The following is a 17,038-nucleotide window of genomic DNA, read 5'->3' as shown; positions in this document are numbered from 1 at the left end:
GATTCGGGATTTGAACGGGGCCGCGCGGGACGCAACTGCTCTTTGGGCTGTCTTGTCGGACTCCATAGATGGTCTTACCGCTCCGTTGATTGCCGATGAAGCCGCGACCAGTGCGGCGGTAGCCGCTGCGCTCGATGAGACCCTGGGAGCTGCAACCGGAGATGACATAGTTCTTTTGAGCTTTGCCGGGCATGGCACCTCAGACCATCGTCTTGTACTTCACGATACCGACATCGCGAACATTCCAGGCACCACGATTGGCATGGACGACTTGGCGGAGCGGTTCCGTCTGTCTCGCGCACGCGTGGTGATTCTGATTCTTGATTGTTGCTTCAGTGGTGGCGCACCAGCGCGTGTTCTTGATTTAGGGCTGGTCCCCAGAGATATTGGCATTCCGTTAAGTATGGTCTCAGGTAATGGTCGCATTCTGCTTGCAGCGTCGGCGCAAGATCAGCCCGCTCTTGAAGACCCGCAGACGCGCCATGGACTCTTCACCAAAGCAGTTCTGGATTGCCTTTTTGAGGCCGAAGGCGCGGTAAGTATCGTGGGTCTTATCGACAACGCGTTCAGGCTGGTGAGAGCTGCGGCACACAGATTGGGGTACGAGCAGACACCAGTTATGTTTGGGCATGTGGAAGGCGATGTTTCATTGCCACGCGGCGTGAAAGGGGTGCGATACCGTGCGGCATTTCCTGAGCGCGGAGTCATTCATACCACTGGTGATTTTCAAGAATTGGCTGGCTATGGCATCGAACAAGAAGTGCTCGATGCATGGAAGGAAAATTTCCCCAACGGATTGAACACATTGCAGAAGGCTGCTGTCAATGACCACAACGTGTTGGGTGGGACTTCGCTCCTTGTCGTGGCGCCGACCAGCGCGGGAAAAACATTTGTCGGTGAGCTCGCTGCAATCAAGGCCATTTCGGAAGGTATGAAGGCGATTTTCCTACTGCCGTATAAAGCATTTGTCAATGAAAAATTTGAAGATTTTTCTGCGCTGTATGGAGAACGCCTAGGTCTTCGCATCGCTCGGTGTAGCGGTGATTGGCAGGATCAGGTTGGTGAAATTTTGCGTGGTAAGTACGATATCGCTTTTTTCACCTACGAGAAATTTCTTGGTCTTTCAGCAGCTGCTCCGTACGTTCTCAATCAGCTTGGCCTAGTTGTTCTAGATGAAGCTCAATTCGTTACTGACCCGGGCCGTGGGATGGTGGTCGAGCTTTTGTTGACAAGCCTTGTCAGTGCGAAACGACGTGGCATTAGCCCGCAAATAGTTGCATTGAGCGCCGTTATCGGCGACACCAACCGGTTTGAGCATTGGCTTGGATGCAATCTGCTTCAAACGAATGAACGGCCAATTCCACTGCGTCAGGGCGTGGTTGATCGAACAGGCATCTGGCAATTTCTAGATGAGGCCGGTGCGGTACAAAGCGAGCAAATTCTGGACAGATGGGCAGTTCGCCAGCGTGGTCAAAGGCAGTCCTCGCAGGACATGATCGTTCCGCTGGTGCAAAAATTGGTTGCGGACGGCGAGAAGGTCATTGTTTTTCGGAACGCGCGAGGTTTGGCGAGTGGATGCGCTCAGTACCTTGCACGAGAGCTGGGATTGCCGCCGGCGCAAGCGGTACTTGATGAGCTTCCTGACGGTGATCGCTCGGCTATGTCAGAAAATCTCAGAGCTGCGTTGGAGGGCGGAACTGCTTTTCATAACGGTGATTTGACTCGGGACGAACGAATCGCCGTCGAACATGGTTTCCGCGCGATCGACGGCGGAATAAAGGTACTTGTCGCCACCAGCACAGTAGCTGCTGGCATCAACACGCCAGCTTCGACGGTCATTATAGTCGAGACTGATTTTCCTGGTGCTGGCGGTCCGTTGCCCTACACTGTGGCGACTTTCAAGAATATGGCGGGACGAGCAGGTCGGCTCGGCTATGAGACCGAAGGGAAGGCAATCGCCATTGCTGACTCGCAGAGCGACCAGCGGCAGATTTTCCGTCGGTACGTGCAGGGACAGCCTGAACCGATTCGTTCATCATTCGATGACGGAAATCCTGGCACCTGGGTTGTTCGGTTGCTCGCGCAGATTAAGAACATTGATCGAGGAGCTATCATTGACCTTCTCTCAAACACGTACGGTGGCTATCTGGCAACCCTACGCGATGCGAACTGGCGGACGCGCATGATCCCGCGCCTTGAACAACTCGTCGGGCGGATGATCCAGCAAGGTTTGATTGAAGAAGAGAGCGGTTTACTTCGTCTCTCGATCCTAGGACGCGCATGTGGAGAATCGCCATTAAGCCTTGAGTCTGCTATGCAGGCGGTGGACCTTGTCCGACGGCTTCCACGTGAAGAAGCGAATATTGAGAACTTGCTTGTCCTGATAGAAGCGTTGCCGGAACGAGACGCAGACTACACACCACAAACACGCGGTGCTGGAGAAGCTGTATGGCAGCAAGAGGCCGCACGGCGGTTCAGTGGGAACGTGTCAGGACTGTTACGAGTCGGTGCCGGCAGCGACCGCGAACACTATGCGCGGTGCAAGCGCGCCCTCATCGTTCGGGACTGGATAGATGGGAAAGCCACCAGCGAGATCGAGACGCGCTTCTCTGCAAACGCGTTTAGCCGGGTCGGGCACGGAGATGTGCGTGGCTATGCAGACGGCTGTCGTTTCTTGTTGGAGTCGGTCGTTCGGATTGCCGCAATCATTCTTGGGACTGCTGAAAATCCTGATGAGGCTTCAGCTCTCTACAAACGTCTTGAGCTAGGAGTCCCTGTTGAAGTACTTTCTCTCGTCCACGCAAGAGTCGTTCTCAATCGCGGTGAAATTCTGCTCTTGTGGCGTGCGGGCATAACAACGTTGCCGGCTTTGTCCGAGATGAGTTCTGCTGAATGTGAGCGAATTGTCGGTACTCGCGCAGTCGCCTTGATTGAAATGGCAGTACTGCTAACGCGGCAGATGACTTAACAAGTTGTGGTCAGGCTTGCATCTTGCTGATGAGCGGAACTCGTTCGGCTTCGTTATGTCTCGGTCCACTCATCAGTGCGCTCAAATATGTCGTGATGAATAAGATGCTTCCCTAGATTTGCAAAAAAAGACTACTGATTTTGGATTCCCATGGTTCGAATCTGGGGCCCATGACAACGAATTTTGATGCGCTACCCTGATCGTGCGAAAGAGGCGGCATTCCTCGCTTCTCATGGCGCTGTAACGATGCCTTGGCCAACATCCGCTTCGTCGACGTCTTCCGCGAACACGTTCTTGCGCGCATTGGCGAGCAGCCGTGCCGTCACATTTTTGGCGTTTGGCTTATTCCCGGAACTTCGAAGCGACTCCCACCACAGCGCAGCGATACCAGCTACATGGGGGCAAGCCATGCTTGTTCCGCTGATGGAGTGTAAACCACCGCCGGGCCATGCCGATGTGATATCCACGCCTGGAGCTGCCACTAATGCTAGGCTATTAGAAAAATTTGCGACAGCGTAGTTTTCGCCTGTGCGCCCAATGGCTGCGACCGAAATGACATCATCAGCGGCGGCAGGAAGAGATGCGGCGATTCTATATTCATGGTTCATATCGCGACGACTTTCATTGCCTGCTGCGGCTATCACCAACGGAGATACACCAAAAGCTGACTGGGCCTTTAAAACACCCATGATTGCGTCGAACATACGCAAATTACCTCTGTACGCCTCCAGTGCCGTCGACGTGGCAAGATCTACGGGCCAACCGTCCGAAGTCAAGCGGACCACCATCCCAGGAAAATCGAAACCGAGGGACATAGAAATTATGTCTGCCTTCTCGCGCATTGCCCAATTGAGCGCTTCAAAGACCATCTCTGATTGCCCGGAGCCATCGTCCCCAAGAACTTTACCAATAAGTGCACGTTGAATTCCACGAGCAACCCCGATGCGCCGTCCCTCGACATCACGGCCAAAAATAGTTCCAGCGCAGTGCGTTCCATGCCCTTGGCGGTCACCGTCGCCATGGCCGCTAAAGTCTTTCTCAACTAAATCGACACCTGCAAAGGCAGGATGAGTTCGGTCGATACCGGTGTCTAGAATCGCCAGGATTACACCAGCACCCGTATAACGGCTCTGGTCTGCCTTTACTGCCGAAATACCCCAGTTAGCCGCCGGGTCTGCAATTTCGGAGCTCAGCGGTTGAATAAGTCGCGTGGGCATCGTTGGCGTCGCCAATTGGACTTGGGGGTCGGCAATCAACTCGGCGACAGCGTGATCGGGAACTCTCTCAACTGAAAGAGTTGGCACTCCATTTCCTGCACGGAATAATTCGGTACCTATATCGCGGGTGCTTACCGGACGAGCCGCTTCGCGTCTGAGGATAACGTAATTTTTCATAGCCAAACTCCTGTTGTTATAGCCGCTTCATTTCCGCGAGTTTTCGATAGTGAGCCCCCAACGCAGTCAGCCTGCAGCCTTTGGAGTGGATTGCGGCGTAGTACATGTGCTCAGCGTCCACCGGAACCACAAGCCCGTACCGATTGCACTTTTGCAGCTCCTTGAAGATGCGCACATTGTTGTCGTCGACCGGAATGCTTCTGAACTCTTCAGGAATATTCTGACGGTCCGGTTCGTAGGATGGGTCGAGAGGAAAGACGTGTGCGCGATCAGGAAAGTACGTCGGGAGGCGGCGCAGCACGTCAAACGGAATCTTGGGCTCGACTTGCCGAAGCGTTACGAAATTCTGAACGTTCGCCTTGTAGATTGGTCGTTGCTCCCAAGGCCCGAGCGTTTGATCGACATGAGAATAAAGTGATGCCGGAGTGATGTTGCCTCGGATGTCTGAGCATCCACCGGCAAGGCCGTCCAGTAGAATGTCGGTAAACACGCCATGTCGCTGACCATCTTCCGCTACACCATCGCGATGACTGGCCGTTAAGATGGTCACTCCCGTGCCGATGATGGCTGCCGCCCCCGCAGTCAGGCCTGCGACTTCTCCCGCATAGCCTGAATGACAGCAGTCCAGAATGATGACACTTGACTTGATCTTTGGGTATGCGCCGTTCGCTAGGCCAAGAATCTCGGAAAGAGACATTCCCCATGCGCCTTTTTTTCCATCGCTGCTGACAATGTATCCAGCATTCGTCTCCGGATTGATGATCCCATGTCCTGCAAAATAAAGCAGTGCCGTTTCGGCGTCGCCACCCTTAAAGAGTTCGGAAATCGCTTGTTCAAGCACAGCACTACCTACGTCAACGTCATTGCTCGTCAGCGTTTGGACAGAAAAATTGGGCGAGCCATCTCCATTCGCTTCGAGCAATTGCGAGATCGCGGTTGCATCGTTCACGCAACTACGCAAGGGACTGGTCGGATAGTCATCGATGCCGATGACGAGCGCTTTCTTCATTAGCGACCGCCTCCTACGAGTTTTTTCAGGTTATCCCAAGTCCATTTGTACATTTTGTCAGTGTCGGCGGCGGCCTTGGGTTTTTTGCAGGTTTTTTCAGCATAGCCATTAAGCAAGAAGTACGGTACCCCTTCTTCTTTTGCAATCTTTAGTTCTGCACTGACCCCTGTTGCGGTGTCAGTGTGCTCACCACAGATCACGCAAACCATATCAACCGATTTGATGCGCGTCCGGGCCTTTTCCTTCCAGTTATCATCAATATGTTCTTTGATTGACCAGTCGGCCAAATAAAACGGACTATCTTCATTCTTTGCTTGTCCGACCAAAAACGTTTTGAGCGTTTCGTCATGGTCATAGTCGAAACTGATAAAGACCCTTCGTATTTGACATTGCATTCTTTCGGTTATAAAAATAGTGCCTCGTTAATGGTGCGTACTGTTCGCAACAGGGGGTTGATGTGCACCACTGTTCGCCCCAGTTCTATACAGTAGGCAACAATGTTTGCTGTGCCACCTAGGCCGTTTGCTCGCTGTCCATCCCATATTGCGACGAGTAAGTCCGAGCTATCTACTACATATCGGCCTGCATCTAAAAAAGATTTATCATCATCTCCGCTTCCATCTAGTCTTATCACATTGCAGTGTTCAAGCAGTGCTTCATAAGATTCAAGATCCGATCCTGTGAAGAAGCGTTCGTATCCGATCATGGGAATGACTGCACTAACCGGAATGTCTAAAGCAAGTGCTTCGCGCGCAAAGACCTGATCACTACCAACAGCAAGTGAGGTAAAAGCTTGCCGGATTGGCTGGTAGTGTCGCAAAACTGCTTCTATTTCAAAGGCGGTCCATTTCCAATCGATTCCAGGTCTGGCTTGGTGGCCACTGACCGCGATACGAATCATGAAAGCGCTCCTTCTTGTTATTGGCCGAGACTTCCTCTCAGCACTCGGTAGAACTCTTTGGTTGAGCGGCTCCGAGCAGTTGCTTCTACAAGGAAGCCTCGTTTTGTTTCGAAATCTTTAGCTGCCGTCTTAGAAGCTGTGGCATACAGATCTAGATCCGCAGTAGAGCGTAGGTAAGGCCATTTACTTAGATAGTCCGGTACTGCGGTATATCCGCCTGCATATGTGGCAAGCGGAAAATCTTTCTCTGTCGCGATGCCGATTTCCCAAGGTACCCACCACGAAGCCCGCGTGGCGTCAGATACAACCGCTAAAAGTTGTGTGCATTTACCCAACTCATCCTTTACATGATCGGCGAGCGCGTCACCGGAAGCCGATACAGCCGAGTCTATAACATCAAGATAGGTTGAGATGCCATGAACGGTAAGTAAACGCTTGGAAAGACTAAGCGCCAGCTCAGAGTCAACTTGCTGATGAGAGATAAAGATTTTCATTTTTTGTCCTATGGGTTTGCTCATACTCCTGTTTTCTTGCTCGAAGTATTTTTAATTTCTTTGAGGTTTAAGAATTCGCAGTCACCTATTTATGCAGTTATGACCACAGCTAGACGCGTATCGGCAGAGATACTTGTGGCTGGATCGGCACCAGTGTCTTCGCGTAGGCCCGCAGAATCTCGTTGTATAGGTCGGCATGCTTGGGGGCTTCGACGGTGATGATCAGCGCGTAGCGGATCTTCTCGGCACCGTTCGCCCTGTGCCCCGATTCGCGTGCGTTGTAATGGATGTCGAAAACTGGATTTTTGAGGCTGCTGCCGCGCATGTTTTTCGCGCCGTGTAGAACCGTTTCCCACTTGCCCATGTCGGACCGCCGTTCTTCCTCTGTCGCGTATTTCTTCATGTCGAAAAAGCTCTTGGTGTCGGCGTTAGCTTTGCCGTCTTTGATCTTCTCGTCGCTGGGACGGAATACGACCTCCAGGCCCGCACGTGTGTACGCAGCAGCGTCCTGCGGATCGGTCGGCGAGGCGTAGCAGAAGGTTGCCTTGAGACGGATGCTTCCGTTCAGGCCACCTGCGGGCAGTGGCAGCGAGGCGCGAAGGTATTTGCCTGGCTTCAATTCACCCTGGTAGACGATGCGGGCGACCCCTTCCGGACAGGTGATGATGCTCATCATGTCCTCTGGCACCTTGCCCCAGCCCACCTCGAGCTTGTCATGTGCCGATGCGTCTGCGGCATGGACCAACAGCGCTTTGATCGCGAGCGGCGACAACTCCGCCCCCAGAATGGCACGAATGCCGACCGCGCTGCGCAGCAGATACGGGGAGGCAAAACTGGTGCCCAGTTGCGGCGAGAGTGCAGCTTTCTTGCCAGGGGAAAGTACGTGGAAATAGTTGCCAGCGTTGCCGCCAAAGGCCATCAGGTCCGGCTTGACGACACCAGGGCTTCGGCCTGGGCCGACCGCGCTGTACGGCGCACGCGCCCAGTCCGCCGCGGTACCGTTGGCAGCACCGACCGGCAGTGCATTGACGCAGTCCGAAGGCACTTGCACGCGGGCATTGCCAGAGGCGCGGTCTAAGTGACCGTTGTTGCCGATGGCAACCGTCATAAGCGTGTCGCCGTCGCTCAGCAGGTCGTCAATGACTGATGTCCAGGCGTGTACATCGGTATCCTCGATCGGCAAATCCGGTCCGAGACTGAGGTTGATAAACTGGTATTGGCGCGAGAGCAATACCTGTTCAACAAAACCCAAGGTTCGGTACAGCTCTAACGGGTCTTCGGTGTCGGCGTCTTTGTCAAGTACGCGCAGGTGATCAACATAGGCAAACGGGCGGGCGGCTGTGCCGTTTGGCGGGATGGGGCCGAACAGGAATGCGGAGCTGACGGCGAGGCCATGTTCTACGCCTGCCGGATCGTCCTGCGCATCTTCGTCGAGAACACGGTATGAGCGTAGCCAAGGGCCAATCGCATGTTGTTTGGGCAATCCGCCATCGAGGATGGCGACCTTGGGTTCCGATGAGAGCGGCTGCTCGGTCGGTAGGTTGCAGCCCACTGACACTTCGCCGGCGCGCTGTACGGGCCGCATGCCGCGCAGCTTGGGAACTGGGCGGATGACACGCACGAATACGAATTCGGCGAGCCGTTCGATATGGTCATGTTTGCCCTCGACGGGCACAAACCACAAGTTGCCGGCCGTGAAGCCGAGGTCGCTGTGGACCTTAACGCTAGATTCCTTGGCGTACTTCACAAAGGCTTGCTGGACAAACAGCCGGTTTTCATCTGGCAGCAGATGAATCCCGACTTCGAAGAAACGATCCTTGGCACTGCCGTAGTCAGCAATACGTTGTTGCGGTGTAAATGTCGCAAACTGTTCAATGTGAGCCAGATCCTGCGCTTCATCGGATTCAGGTTCGATTTGCTGGGCCCAGTCCTGGAGGTGCCGAAACGCTGGACGCTTGCCCGCCACGAAAAGCTCGGTCGTTGAGCATTCCTGAGGATCGCCTTTCTTGGTCCAACCGCCGGGCATCATCTTCACGGTACGGCTGCCGACGGATTCCAGGCCAACGGTGCGCAGCATTGCCATCGGGAAGAACGACCGGGCGATATAACTGGGATTCATCGTCAACCGGGCGACCCCGAAGTCGCCGGGGCAGGCAAGCGGCGCGAGCGTGTCAAGCGCGGTAGCCGTCGCCAAGAACTGGGGAGCCAACCGATGCACGGCTTGGGCAAGGGTGTAGACCTCTGCCTTGCCGGGCATGCGTTTCGGTCCCTTAATGTCGTGGGTCAGCAGTTCGCCGCGCCCGATTAGAAAATTGGTTTGGCTCATGCGTCAGGCTTCCTTTTTGAGGGCTTCTTGGCGGGGATCGCTTGTTCGCTCGTGTACTTTCGGATGGTGTCGCGACTCACCCCTGTGATATCGGAGATCGTGTGCTGCGAAAGACGCGTCTGTTTGGCCAGCAGCACTGCCAGATCAATGCGCCCCTGGCGCTCCAGGACGAGCGCGCGCGATTTGACGAATTCTTCGATTAGGTTGGCGTCCGAGGCAGTGCCCAATGCAACAGCACGCCGGAAACGCTGAATATCCCGCTCGATGTCGCTGAATGATTCGCCGTTGAAGGCAAAGGTCAGGATGTCGATCCAGCGGCCGAACAAGGCATAGTCCGGCCCCAGAAACCGCTTGATCGCCTGTTTAACGGCAGATATTTCCGGCACCTTGAAATTAATCACCAGGTCGAAGCGCCGCCAGAGCGCCGGGTCGATCAGTTCCGCGTGATTGGTGGCCGCCAGCAGTAATCCGGTGGCAGGCCACTCATCAACCTCCTGCAGGATGACGGTGACCAAGCGTTTCAATTCGCCGATGTCGGTATCGTCGCTGCGGCGTTTGGCGATGGCGTCGATCTCATCGAGTAACAGCACACAGGGGCTGCGTTTGGCGAAATCGAGTGCAGCGCGCAAGTTGCTGCCGCTGCGCCCGAGCAGGCTACTCATGACAGCGGTCAGATCCAGGACATACAGCGGCACGCCAAGTTGAGAAGCCAACCAACGAGCCGTCAGCGTTTTGCCGACACCCGGGGGGCCCACAAAGATGGCAGACCGTGTCGGGTTCAACCCCATTGATGCCAAACGTTCCGTTTGGCGACGCTCCTGAATCAGTTGACTCAAGGTTTCTTCGAGGTCGAGCGACAGCAGTGGTTGCTCTCGATTGGGCTCATCCTTGAAAACCTTTAGCAGTGACAGTCTCGACTCATCGTCAACCGGCAATGTTTGGGCCGGCAATGCGGGCTGCGTGATCTTGCGCATAGGGGCGCTCGCACGTGGTGCTTTCGCTCGCAGGTAGAGGTCCATCTGCTCAGCTAGTTCTGGGTCAGTATTCCGGTACTTGCGCACAAGTCGGGCCACGAACAGCCTTACGTCCTCGGTTTGCTCAGCGAGTGCGAGCCTTATTAACTGGGCTAAATCAGATTGAACTTCGTTCATTTCGTCCAACATTTACATAACTCATTGATTTAAATGGAATTTACATTTTTATAAAATGGAATAGATATATTTTCTCACGTTTTTGTAATGTTGGGAAGGCGGACGTGCAGGATGTCAGGATGGGGCGACCCGAATGCATCAGCTGTGGTCGATCTCCCGCGTACAAAGGGGGGGGGGGCAGGTGCATCCCGGCGTTCCGCCGTCGGGCTCGTGGGCGTTGCCCCATGCTTCGTATCGAATCATGGCCATGCGGCTTTGATCCTTGATGCCTCCGGCCGTCTCTTCGTGCCTGGCCTGCGCGCTGCGATTGCCCTCCAGGGGATCGGCTGGTCAGCCCATCCCCGCCGCGCATTGCTTGGTACCCCTCGAATGCAGCCGAACAGGCTGCGCCTGATCGGCACCAGCTAGGCGTGCCGCTGGCACGCAGGGACGCTCGCCGCGCGGCGTTGGTTTCAGCGCATCTCCTGGCCCATCGGCCGCTGTTCGTCTTTCCCCAAGTTCATCGCTTTCTCCCGCGACCGTAGCCCGCAGTGCCTGGCCGTCAAGGCGCGCAGGGCCGAGTCCTCGCCGTTGGCTGCGGGCCGCACCAACCCTGCGCTTCTTCCTTGACGGCCAGTCTCTCGCTGGCCCGGTTTTTCGCGGGCGATGAACTCAGGAAAGACGGCGGCAAACAGGGACCGGCCCAGGTCGCTGCGCCGAACCAACCAAAGCCACAACGGGCTCCGAATCTTGGAATCCGGTCAGCTTTGAAACCACAACTTCAATCACTGGAGAAAGACCATGCAACTCAGTTCCCGTTTCGCTTCCCGCTCCCCCGTGCTGCGCTCCGATCATCCGCTGTCGGATGATCAAATCCGCGCCGTGGCCCCATCCATCTTTGCCGAGGACAAGCACGAAAGCCGCTCTGATCGTTACCGCTACATTCCCACCGGTGCGGTGCTGTCCGAACTGCGCAAGGAAGGATTCCAGCCCTTCATGGTGTGCCAGGCCCGTGTGCGCGATGAAGGCAAGCGCGAGCATACCAAGCACATGGTGCGGCTGCGCCACGCCGACCAGATCAACGGCGCGGAAGCTAACGAAATCATCCTGCTGAATTCGCACGATGGCACGAGTAGCTATCAAATGTTGGCCGGCATGTTCCGTTTCGTCTGTAAAAACGGCTTGGTGTGCGGCGATACTGTGGCCGATTTGCGCATCCCATACAAAGGCGATGTGGTCGGGCAAGTGATCGAAGGCGCGTATGACGTGCTGGATGGTTTCGGTCTGGTGCGCGAGCGCCGCGACGAGATGCGCGCCATCACACTGGACCGGGGCGAGGCTGAAGTGTTTGCCCATGCCGCGCTGTCCCTCAAATACGACGACCCGGCAACACCCGCGCCCATCACCGAATTGCAATTGCAATTGCAATTGCAATTGCAATTGCTGATGCCGCGCCGCCGCGACGACGACCGGCCCGACCTGTGGAGCGCCTTTAACCGCGTGCAGGAGAACTTGACGCAAGGCGGTTTGACGGGGCGCAACGCCAACGGGCAGCGCCAACGCACCCGACCCATTCAGGGCATTGACCAGAACGTCAAGGTCAATCGCGCCCTGTGGCTGCTGGCCGAAGGCGTGAAGCAGCTCAAGGCCTGAACGAACCCATCCGAGGGGCTAGCCCCTCGATCAGTTATCCATTTTTTTAATCTTGAACGTCCCGCAGGGGACAGGAGCTATCACCGTGAATACCGTTACTACTCAAGAAGTCAAAGCCCTCGAAGCCGCCACGCCCTCGCAGAACATGTTGCTGGTGCCACTGTCGCAGCTTCGCCCGTCCAAGCGCAATGTGCGCAAGACTTTGGGCGCATCCATAACCGAATTGGCCGCCAGCATCGAGCGCGTGGGCCTGCTGCAAAACCTGACCGTGATTCTTGCCAGCGATGGCGAGCATTACGAAGTGGTCGCCGGCTTGCTGCATTGAAACTGCTGGCGAAGAAGCGGCGCATTGCCAAGGATTACGCGGTGCCTTGCCTGCTGGTGGCCGATGCGTCGGCGCGTACTGCCAGTCTGACCGAGAATGTACAACGCGAAGCCATGCACCCCGCCGACCAGTTCGAGGCGTTTGCTGCCCTGATCGCGGAAGGCCGTCCCATTGAGGACATTGCAGCAGACTTTGGCGTGACCCCGCTGGTGGTGCAGCGTCGCTTGAAGCTGGCAAACGTCTCCCAGCGTTTGATGGCCGACTATCGGGCCGATGCGGTGAACCTTGACCAGTTGATGGCATTGGCAATCACCGACGACCATGCCGCACAGGAAGCCGCGTTTTACGATGCGCCGCACTGGCAGCGCACCCCGAGCGCATTGCGCGAACGGCTGACCGAACGGGAAATCGATGCCCATCATCATCCGCTGGTGCGTTTCGTCGGGCTGGATGCCTACGAGGCCGCAGGCGGCGCGACCTGTTCGCCGAGGGTGACAACGGCGTGTATTTGACCGATGCGGCATTGATAGACCGGCTGGCGCAGGACAAGCTGACCGGCATTGCCGACGAAGTGCGCCGCGAGGGATGGGCATGGGTGGAAGCAGAGCCCGCCGCCACCTATGCCGACCTGCAAGCCTTCCAACGCGCTCCGAAGGAACGGCGCAAGCCCAACGCCCGCGAGGCCAAGCGTATCGCCAAGCTGCAAGCCAAGGAACAGGAAGTCGGGGAAGCCTTGAATGCCGCTCTCGATACCGAGGACGAAGAAAAAGCCGAAGCGCTCGACGACGAAGGCCGCCGCGTGGGGGAACAACTGGAGGCGCTGGAAGCCGAATTGCTGGCCTACGGCCAGACCGTTCGCGCCGCTGCGGGTGTAGTCGTCACGCTCGACCGCCAAGGCGAACCTGTCATTCATCGCGGTCTGTTGCGTGACGCCGAGGCCGACGTGTTGTGGACACTGGCGAGGGTCAAAGCGGTATCGACCCGGAAGACACCGAGGGCGAGGACAGGTTAGAGTCGAAGAGGGCTGGAATCTCCGAAAAACTGGCGCGCCGTTTGAGCGCCCACCGCACGGCGGCACTGTGCATCGTCGGATGCGCGCAATCAAATTAGCCTACAACACGAAAATTATTTCTTCACCAGCGGGCAGCCCGATTGCGCTAGCGGACGGAATGCATCGTTGCCCGGCACCACGCTGACGATCTTGTAGTAATCCCACGGCATTTTTGATTCGGCCGGTTTTTTCACTTGCAGTAGTAGCATGTCATGTACCACGCGGCCATCTTCGCGCAGCGTACCTTTCGGGATGACCACATCCGAAATCGGCAATTCGCGCATTTTTTTCATCACCGGGGCGGTGTCGTCGGTGCCCGCTGCCTTCACTGATTTCAGGTAATGCGTGACGGCAGAATACATCCCGGCTTGCGCCATAGTCGGCATCTTCTTTTGAATCGAGAAGAAGCGCTTGGACCATGCGCGGGTGTCATTGTTGGTATCCCAATAAAAGCCTTCGGTCAAATACATGCCTTGGGCATTTTGCAGACCCATCGAATGCACATCACTGATGAACATCAGCAAAGGAGCGACCAATTGACCCTTGGAGGCAATGCCGAATTCACTGGCTTGCTTGACCGCATTGACGGTATCGCCGCCGGCATTGGCCAGGCCAATTACTTTCGCCTTCGAGGTTTGTGCTTGCAGTAAGAATGAGGAAAAATCGCTGGCGTTTAATGGATGCTTGACCGAACCCACTACCTTGCCGCCCGCAGCCGTCACGACATCCGACACATCCTTCTCTAGCGATTTACCGAACGCATAATCGGCAGTCAGGAAGAACCAGCTATCAGCGCCACGCTTGACCAATGCTTTGCCGGTGCCGACCGAGCTGGAATAGGTGTCATACATCCAGTGGGCCGAAGTCGCAGTGCATTTTTCATTGGTGATAGTGCTGGAAGCCGAACCGACGACGATCGCAATCTTATTCTTTTGCTGCGCCACATCCATGACCGCCAAAGCGACGTTGGTCGGCACCAGATCCATCAGCACATCCACATGTTGCTGATCGATCCATTCGCGTGCTTTGGTGGCGGCGACGTCAGCCTTGTTCTGGCTATCGGCATACACCAGTTCAATTGGCTTGCCCAGCACGGTCTTGCCGAAATCCTCGATGGCCATCCTGGCCGCCACGATTGAGCCCTGACCTGATAGGTCCGAATATAGCCCTGACATATCGGTCAGGATGCCGATCTTGACAACATCATTGCTAATTTGAGCGGAAGCGGAGGTAGTGATTGCCGCCAGCAGGGTGGCAGCCAGCCAATTTTTTTTGCTTCCCGTGCGCATATTTTTCGTTTCCATTGAATATTCCATTAACAAAATGTTTGATCGGTCATCGCGCGTACTTGCGTTGGCAATGGTCGTATACAAGTGCTGACTTGTATTGGGGCTCCGCACTCCATCCGGTGTGGGGAACGCTAGCTATACCTTTAAGTTTAGCTAGCGTTTCAAAAAAATTAGGCTTTAGGTAGACCTACTTACCGTGGTCGCGAGAGCCTGCGAACGACGGTCAATATGGCATAAGGATGTTGCTGTCTCATCATTTTATTGAGCAAAGCTCAAATATGTTTTGTCGAATTATAATCATTATTATGACTTACATCAATGTGAATGAAGCTGGATTTTCATGTTTGTTTTCGTTATTTTGTGAGTTATACTCACATTTGAAAAAAACTGGAGCATCTCCCGTCTGAACGTCTGGCTACCGGTCCGCGCCGCAATGCTGCAAGCGATGGAAATGTATTCTCTTCACTTTGAGTGGCCCGCATAGGCAATTAACCAATATGCGATACGCGATGCTGAGTATTTTTTAGTTTTTCCTCACCTTTATAGCAAGGAAATCATGGCGAATCAATTCATCAATTTTCTCGGCCTCAGCTTTGATCGCGACGACGATATTGTTGCGCTGCGCAATACGGTCCAGCAATTCGTGCAAGCCGACATTGCAATCCAAAAAATCCAATTGGATGGCGGGCGAGACGATCTGGCACTGAGTCGTCATAGTGATTTTTTCGGGGCGACCGTTTTTTTGCGTGACGCCAAGCCGTATGAAATCGGAGCTGGCACTTCAAAAATCCGGGACATGTTTATCGGCTGTGAATTGTTCGACGAAACCCAATAATTGATCATCTCTTACCTGCGAAATACTACGCCATGACCATCATAGATTCCAAACTGAATCCTCGTTCCGAAGATTTCAAGGCCAATGTCGCCGCGCTGCAAACCGTCGTTGACGACTTAAAACGGAAGGTTGCCAAAATCGCGCTGGGTGGCAGCGAAGAAGCGCGTAGCAAGCACACTGCGCGCGGCAAGCTATTGCCGCGTGATCGGGTACAAATGCTGCTCGATCCCGGAACGCCATTCTTGGAGTTTTCTCAACTGGCTGCCGATAGCATGTATCACAATGCGGCTCCATCAGCGGGCATCATCACCGGTATTGGCCGTGTGGCCGGGCTAGAGTGTGTCATCGTCTGCAACGATGCGACCGTTAAGGGCGGCACCTATTATCCGATGACGGTCAAGAAGCATTTGCGGGCGCAGGAAATCGCCGAACAAAACAATTTGCCGTGCATTTACCTAGTCGATAGCGGCGGTGCAAATTTGCCGAATCAGGATGACGTGTTTCCCGACCGCGACCATTTCGGGCGGATATTCTTCAACCAAGCTCAGTTGTCATCCAAGGGCATTGCGCAAATTGCGGTGGTGATGGGTTCGTGCACCGCTGGCGGCGCCTACATGCCAGCGATGAGCGATGAATCAATCATCGTCAAGAATCAGGGCACCATTTTCTTAGGCGGACCGCCGCTGGTAAAAGCGGCTACTGGCGAAGTGGTCACTGCCGAAGACCTCGGTGGCGGGGATGTGCATACCCGGCTATCGGGCGTGGTCGATCACTTAGCCCAAAACGACCTGCATGCGTTGTCTCTGGCACGCACCATCGTGTCGAACCTGAATCGAAAAAAATCCCACGATATGTTGTTGCGCGAGCCCGTCGAACCCAAGTATTCGCCGCAAGAACTGTACGGCATCATTCCGACCGATTCCCGCAAGCCGTTCGACGTGCGCGAAGTCATTGCCCGTATCGTCGATGGCAGCGAATTCGATGAATTTAAGGCCCGCTATGGCACTACGCTGGTGTGCGGCTTTGCCCATATCCACGGTATTCCGGTGGGGATCATTGCCAACAACGGCATCCTCTTCTCGGAGTCTGCGCTGAAAGGAACGCACTTTATCGAACTTTGCTGCCAGCGCAAAATTCCGTTGGTGTTCCTGCAGAATATCAACGGCTTCATGGTCGGACGTAAATATGAGAACGAAGGGATCGCCAGAAACGGTGCAAAGATGGTAACGGCAGTTTCCACCGCAGCCGTGCCGAAATTTACCGTGATCATCGGCGGCAGTTTCGGCGCGGGCAACTATGGCATGTGCGGTCGTGGTTTTTCTCCGCGGTTTTTGTGGATGTGGCCGAACGCCCGGATTTCGGTGATGGGTGGCGAGCAGGCGGCCAGCGTGTTGGCGACTGTCAAGCGTGACGGCATCGAGTTGAAAGGCGGCACCTGGACCAGCGAGGAAGAAGAAGCCTTCAAGCAGCCGATTCGCGCGCAATACGAGCATCAGGGCCATCCCTACTATGCATCGGCACGCCTCTGGGACGATGGCGTCATCGACCCAGCCGATACGCGCATGGTGCTGGGACTAGGCTTGTCGGCATCGCTCAATGCGCCTATTCCTGACACAAAATTTGGCGTATTCCGCATGTAACGCGTCGCACGCTCACTATCCGC

12 protein-coding genes and 1 pseudogene are annotated in these 17,038 nt (G+C 55.2%); 5 read left to right on the top strand and 8 right to left on the bottom strand.

The features are described 5' to 3' along the window. The first annotated feature begins 10 nt into the window (after positions 1–10). Complete coding sequence (locus C7W93_RS05695; protein ID WP_201747167.1) at positions 11–2,968, top strand: DEAD/DEAH box helicase; 2,958 nt, start codon at positions 11–13, stop codon at positions 2,966–2,968. 230 nt (positions 2,969–3,198) lie between these two features. Here the strand turns inward: C7W93_RS05695 and C7W93_RS05690 are convergent, their stop codons facing one another. The 7 genes from C7W93_RS05690 to C7W93_RS05660 form a co-directional block, all read right to left on the bottom strand. Next, a complete protein-coding gene (locus C7W93_RS05690; protein ID WP_108439149.1) occupies positions 3,199–4,362 on the bottom strand; it encodes a S8 family serine peptidase in 1,164 nt (387 codons plus the stop codon). Between the two features lie 16 nt (positions 4,363–4,378). Then, on the bottom strand, positions 4,379–5,371 hold the full coding sequence (locus C7W93_RS05685; protein ID WP_108439148.1) for a caspase family protein: 993 nt from the start codon (positions 5,369–5,371) through the stop codon (positions 4,379–4,381). Beyond that, entirely contained in the window at positions 5,371–5,766 is a 396-nt protein-coding gene (locus C7W93_RS05680) for a TIR domain-containing protein (RefSeq protein WP_108439147.1), read from the bottom strand. Before C7W93_RS05680 ends, C7W93_RS05685 begins: the two co-directional genes overlap by 1 nt. An 8-nt stretch (positions 5,767–5,774) precedes the next feature. Continuing rightward, positions 5,775–6,272, bottom strand: a complete 498-nt coding sequence (locus tag C7W93_RS05675) for a hypothetical protein (protein WP_108439146.1) — start codon at positions 6,270–6,272, stop codon at positions 5,775–5,777. A 17-nt stretch (positions 6,273–6,289) separates the two neighbouring features. After that, the gene (locus C7W93_RS05670) at positions 6,290–6,790 is read right to left on the bottom strand and encodes a toll/interleukin-1 receptor domain-containing protein (protein WP_108439145.1); all 501 of its coding nucleotides are present in this window, start codon (positions 6,788–6,790) and stop codon (positions 6,290–6,292) included. An 85-nt stretch (positions 6,791–6,875) separates the two neighbouring features. Next, a complete protein-coding gene (locus C7W93_RS05665) occupies positions 6,876–9,092 on the bottom strand; it encodes a S8 family peptidase (protein WP_108439144.1) in 2,217 nt (738 codons plus the stop codon). After that, positions 9,089–10,255 (bottom strand): AAA family ATPase, encoded by a 1,167-nt coding sequence (locus C7W93_RS05660; protein ID WP_108439143.1) that lies wholly within the window; start codon positions 10,253–10,255, stop codon positions 9,089–9,091. Before C7W93_RS05660 ends, C7W93_RS05665 begins: the two co-directional genes overlap by 4 nt. Positions 10,256–11,023: 768 nt before the next feature. Between C7W93_RS05660 and C7W93_RS05645 the strand changes: the two genes are divergently transcribed. Then, a complete protein-coding gene (locus C7W93_RS05645) occupies positions 11,024–11,875 on the top strand; it encodes a DUF932 domain-containing protein (RefSeq protein WP_108439140.1) in 852 nt (283 codons plus the stop codon). 85 nt (positions 11,876–11,960) lie between these two features. Continuing rightward, positions 11,961–13,286 (top strand): annotated as a pseudogene (locus tag C7W93_RS05640) (ParB/RepB/Spo0J family partition protein); the annotation flags it as partial. Between the two features lie 39 nt (positions 13,287–13,325). On the opposite strand, the gene C7W93_RS05635 reads toward C7W93_RS05640, so the two are convergent. After that, complete coding sequence (locus tag C7W93_RS05635; protein WP_225869757.1) at positions 13,326–14,555, bottom strand: ABC transporter substrate-binding protein; 1,230 nt, start codon at positions 14,553–14,555, stop codon at positions 13,326–13,328. Between the two features lie 541 nt (positions 14,556–15,096). Between C7W93_RS05635 and C7W93_RS05630 the strand changes: the two genes are divergently transcribed. Together C7W93_RS05630 and C7W93_RS05625 are read left to right on the top strand one after the other, a co-directional pair. After that, positions 15,097–15,375: a hypothetical protein gene (locus C7W93_RS05630; protein ID WP_108439139.1), complete on the top strand. Its 279-nt coding sequence runs from the start codon at positions 15,097–15,099 to the stop codon at positions 15,373–15,375. A gap of 32 nt (positions 15,376–15,407) precedes the next feature. Beyond that, positions 15,408–17,015 carry a carboxyl transferase domain-containing protein gene (locus C7W93_RS05625; protein ID WP_108439138.1) on the top strand — a complete coding sequence of 536 codons (1,608 nt, stop codon included), beginning with the start codon at positions 15,408–15,410 and terminating at the stop codon, positions 17,013–17,015. Positions 17,016–17,038: the final 23 nt, after the last annotated feature.

The organism is Glaciimonas sp. PCH181, assembly GCF_003056055.1.
Lineage (GTDB): Bacteria > Pseudomonadota > Gammaproteobacteria > Burkholderiales > Burkholderiaceae_D > Glaciimonas.
The sequence above is the reverse complement of the archived record's forward strand: the minus strand, read 5'-3'. Positions and strand labels throughout refer to the sequence as shown.

Excerpts from the sequence above, each read along its gene's own strand:
- C7W93_RS05690 (WP_108439149.1), bottom strand. The coding sequence starts at position 4,362 with ATGAAAAATTACGTTATCCTCAGACGCGAAGCGGCTCGTCCGGTAAGC.
- C7W93_RS05685 (WP_108439148.1), bottom strand. The coding sequence starts at position 5,371 with ATGAAGAAAGCGCTCGTCATCGGCATCGATGACTATCCGACCAGTCCC.
- C7W93_RS05680 (WP_108439147.1), bottom strand. The coding sequence starts at position 5,766 with ATGCAATGTCAAATACGAAGGGTCTTTATCAGTTTCGACTATGACCAT.
- C7W93_RS05675 (WP_108439146.1), bottom strand. The coding sequence starts at position 6,272 with ATGATTCGTATCGCGGTCAGTGGCCACCAAGCCAGACCTGGAATCGAT.
- C7W93_RS05670 (WP_108439145.1), bottom strand. The coding sequence starts at position 6,790 with ATGAGCAAACCCATAGGACAAAAAATGAAAATCTTTATCTCTCATCAG.
- C7W93_RS05665 (WP_108439144.1), bottom strand. The coding sequence starts at position 9,092 with ATGAGCCAAACCAATTTTCTAATCGGGCGCGGCGAACTGCTGACCCAC.
- C7W93_RS05660 (WP_108439143.1), bottom strand. The coding sequence starts at position 10,255 with ATGTTGGACGAAATGAACGAAGTTCAATCTGATTTAGCCCAGTTAATA.
- C7W93_RS05645 (WP_108439140.1), top strand. The coding sequence starts at position 11,024 with ATGCAACTCAGTTCCCGTTTCGCTTCCCGCTCCCCCGTGCTGCGCTCC.
- C7W93_RS05635 (WP_225869757.1), bottom strand. The coding sequence starts at position 14,555 with ATGGAAACGAAAAATATGCGCACGGGAAGCAAAAAAAATTGGCTGGCT.
- C7W93_RS05630 (WP_108439139.1), top strand. The coding sequence starts at position 15,097 with ATGGCGAATCAATTCATCAATTTTCTCGGCCTCAGCTTTGATCGCGAC.
- C7W93_RS05625 (WP_108439138.1), top strand. The coding sequence starts at position 15,408 with ATGACCATCATAGATTCCAAACTGAATCCTCGTTCCGAAGATTTCAAG.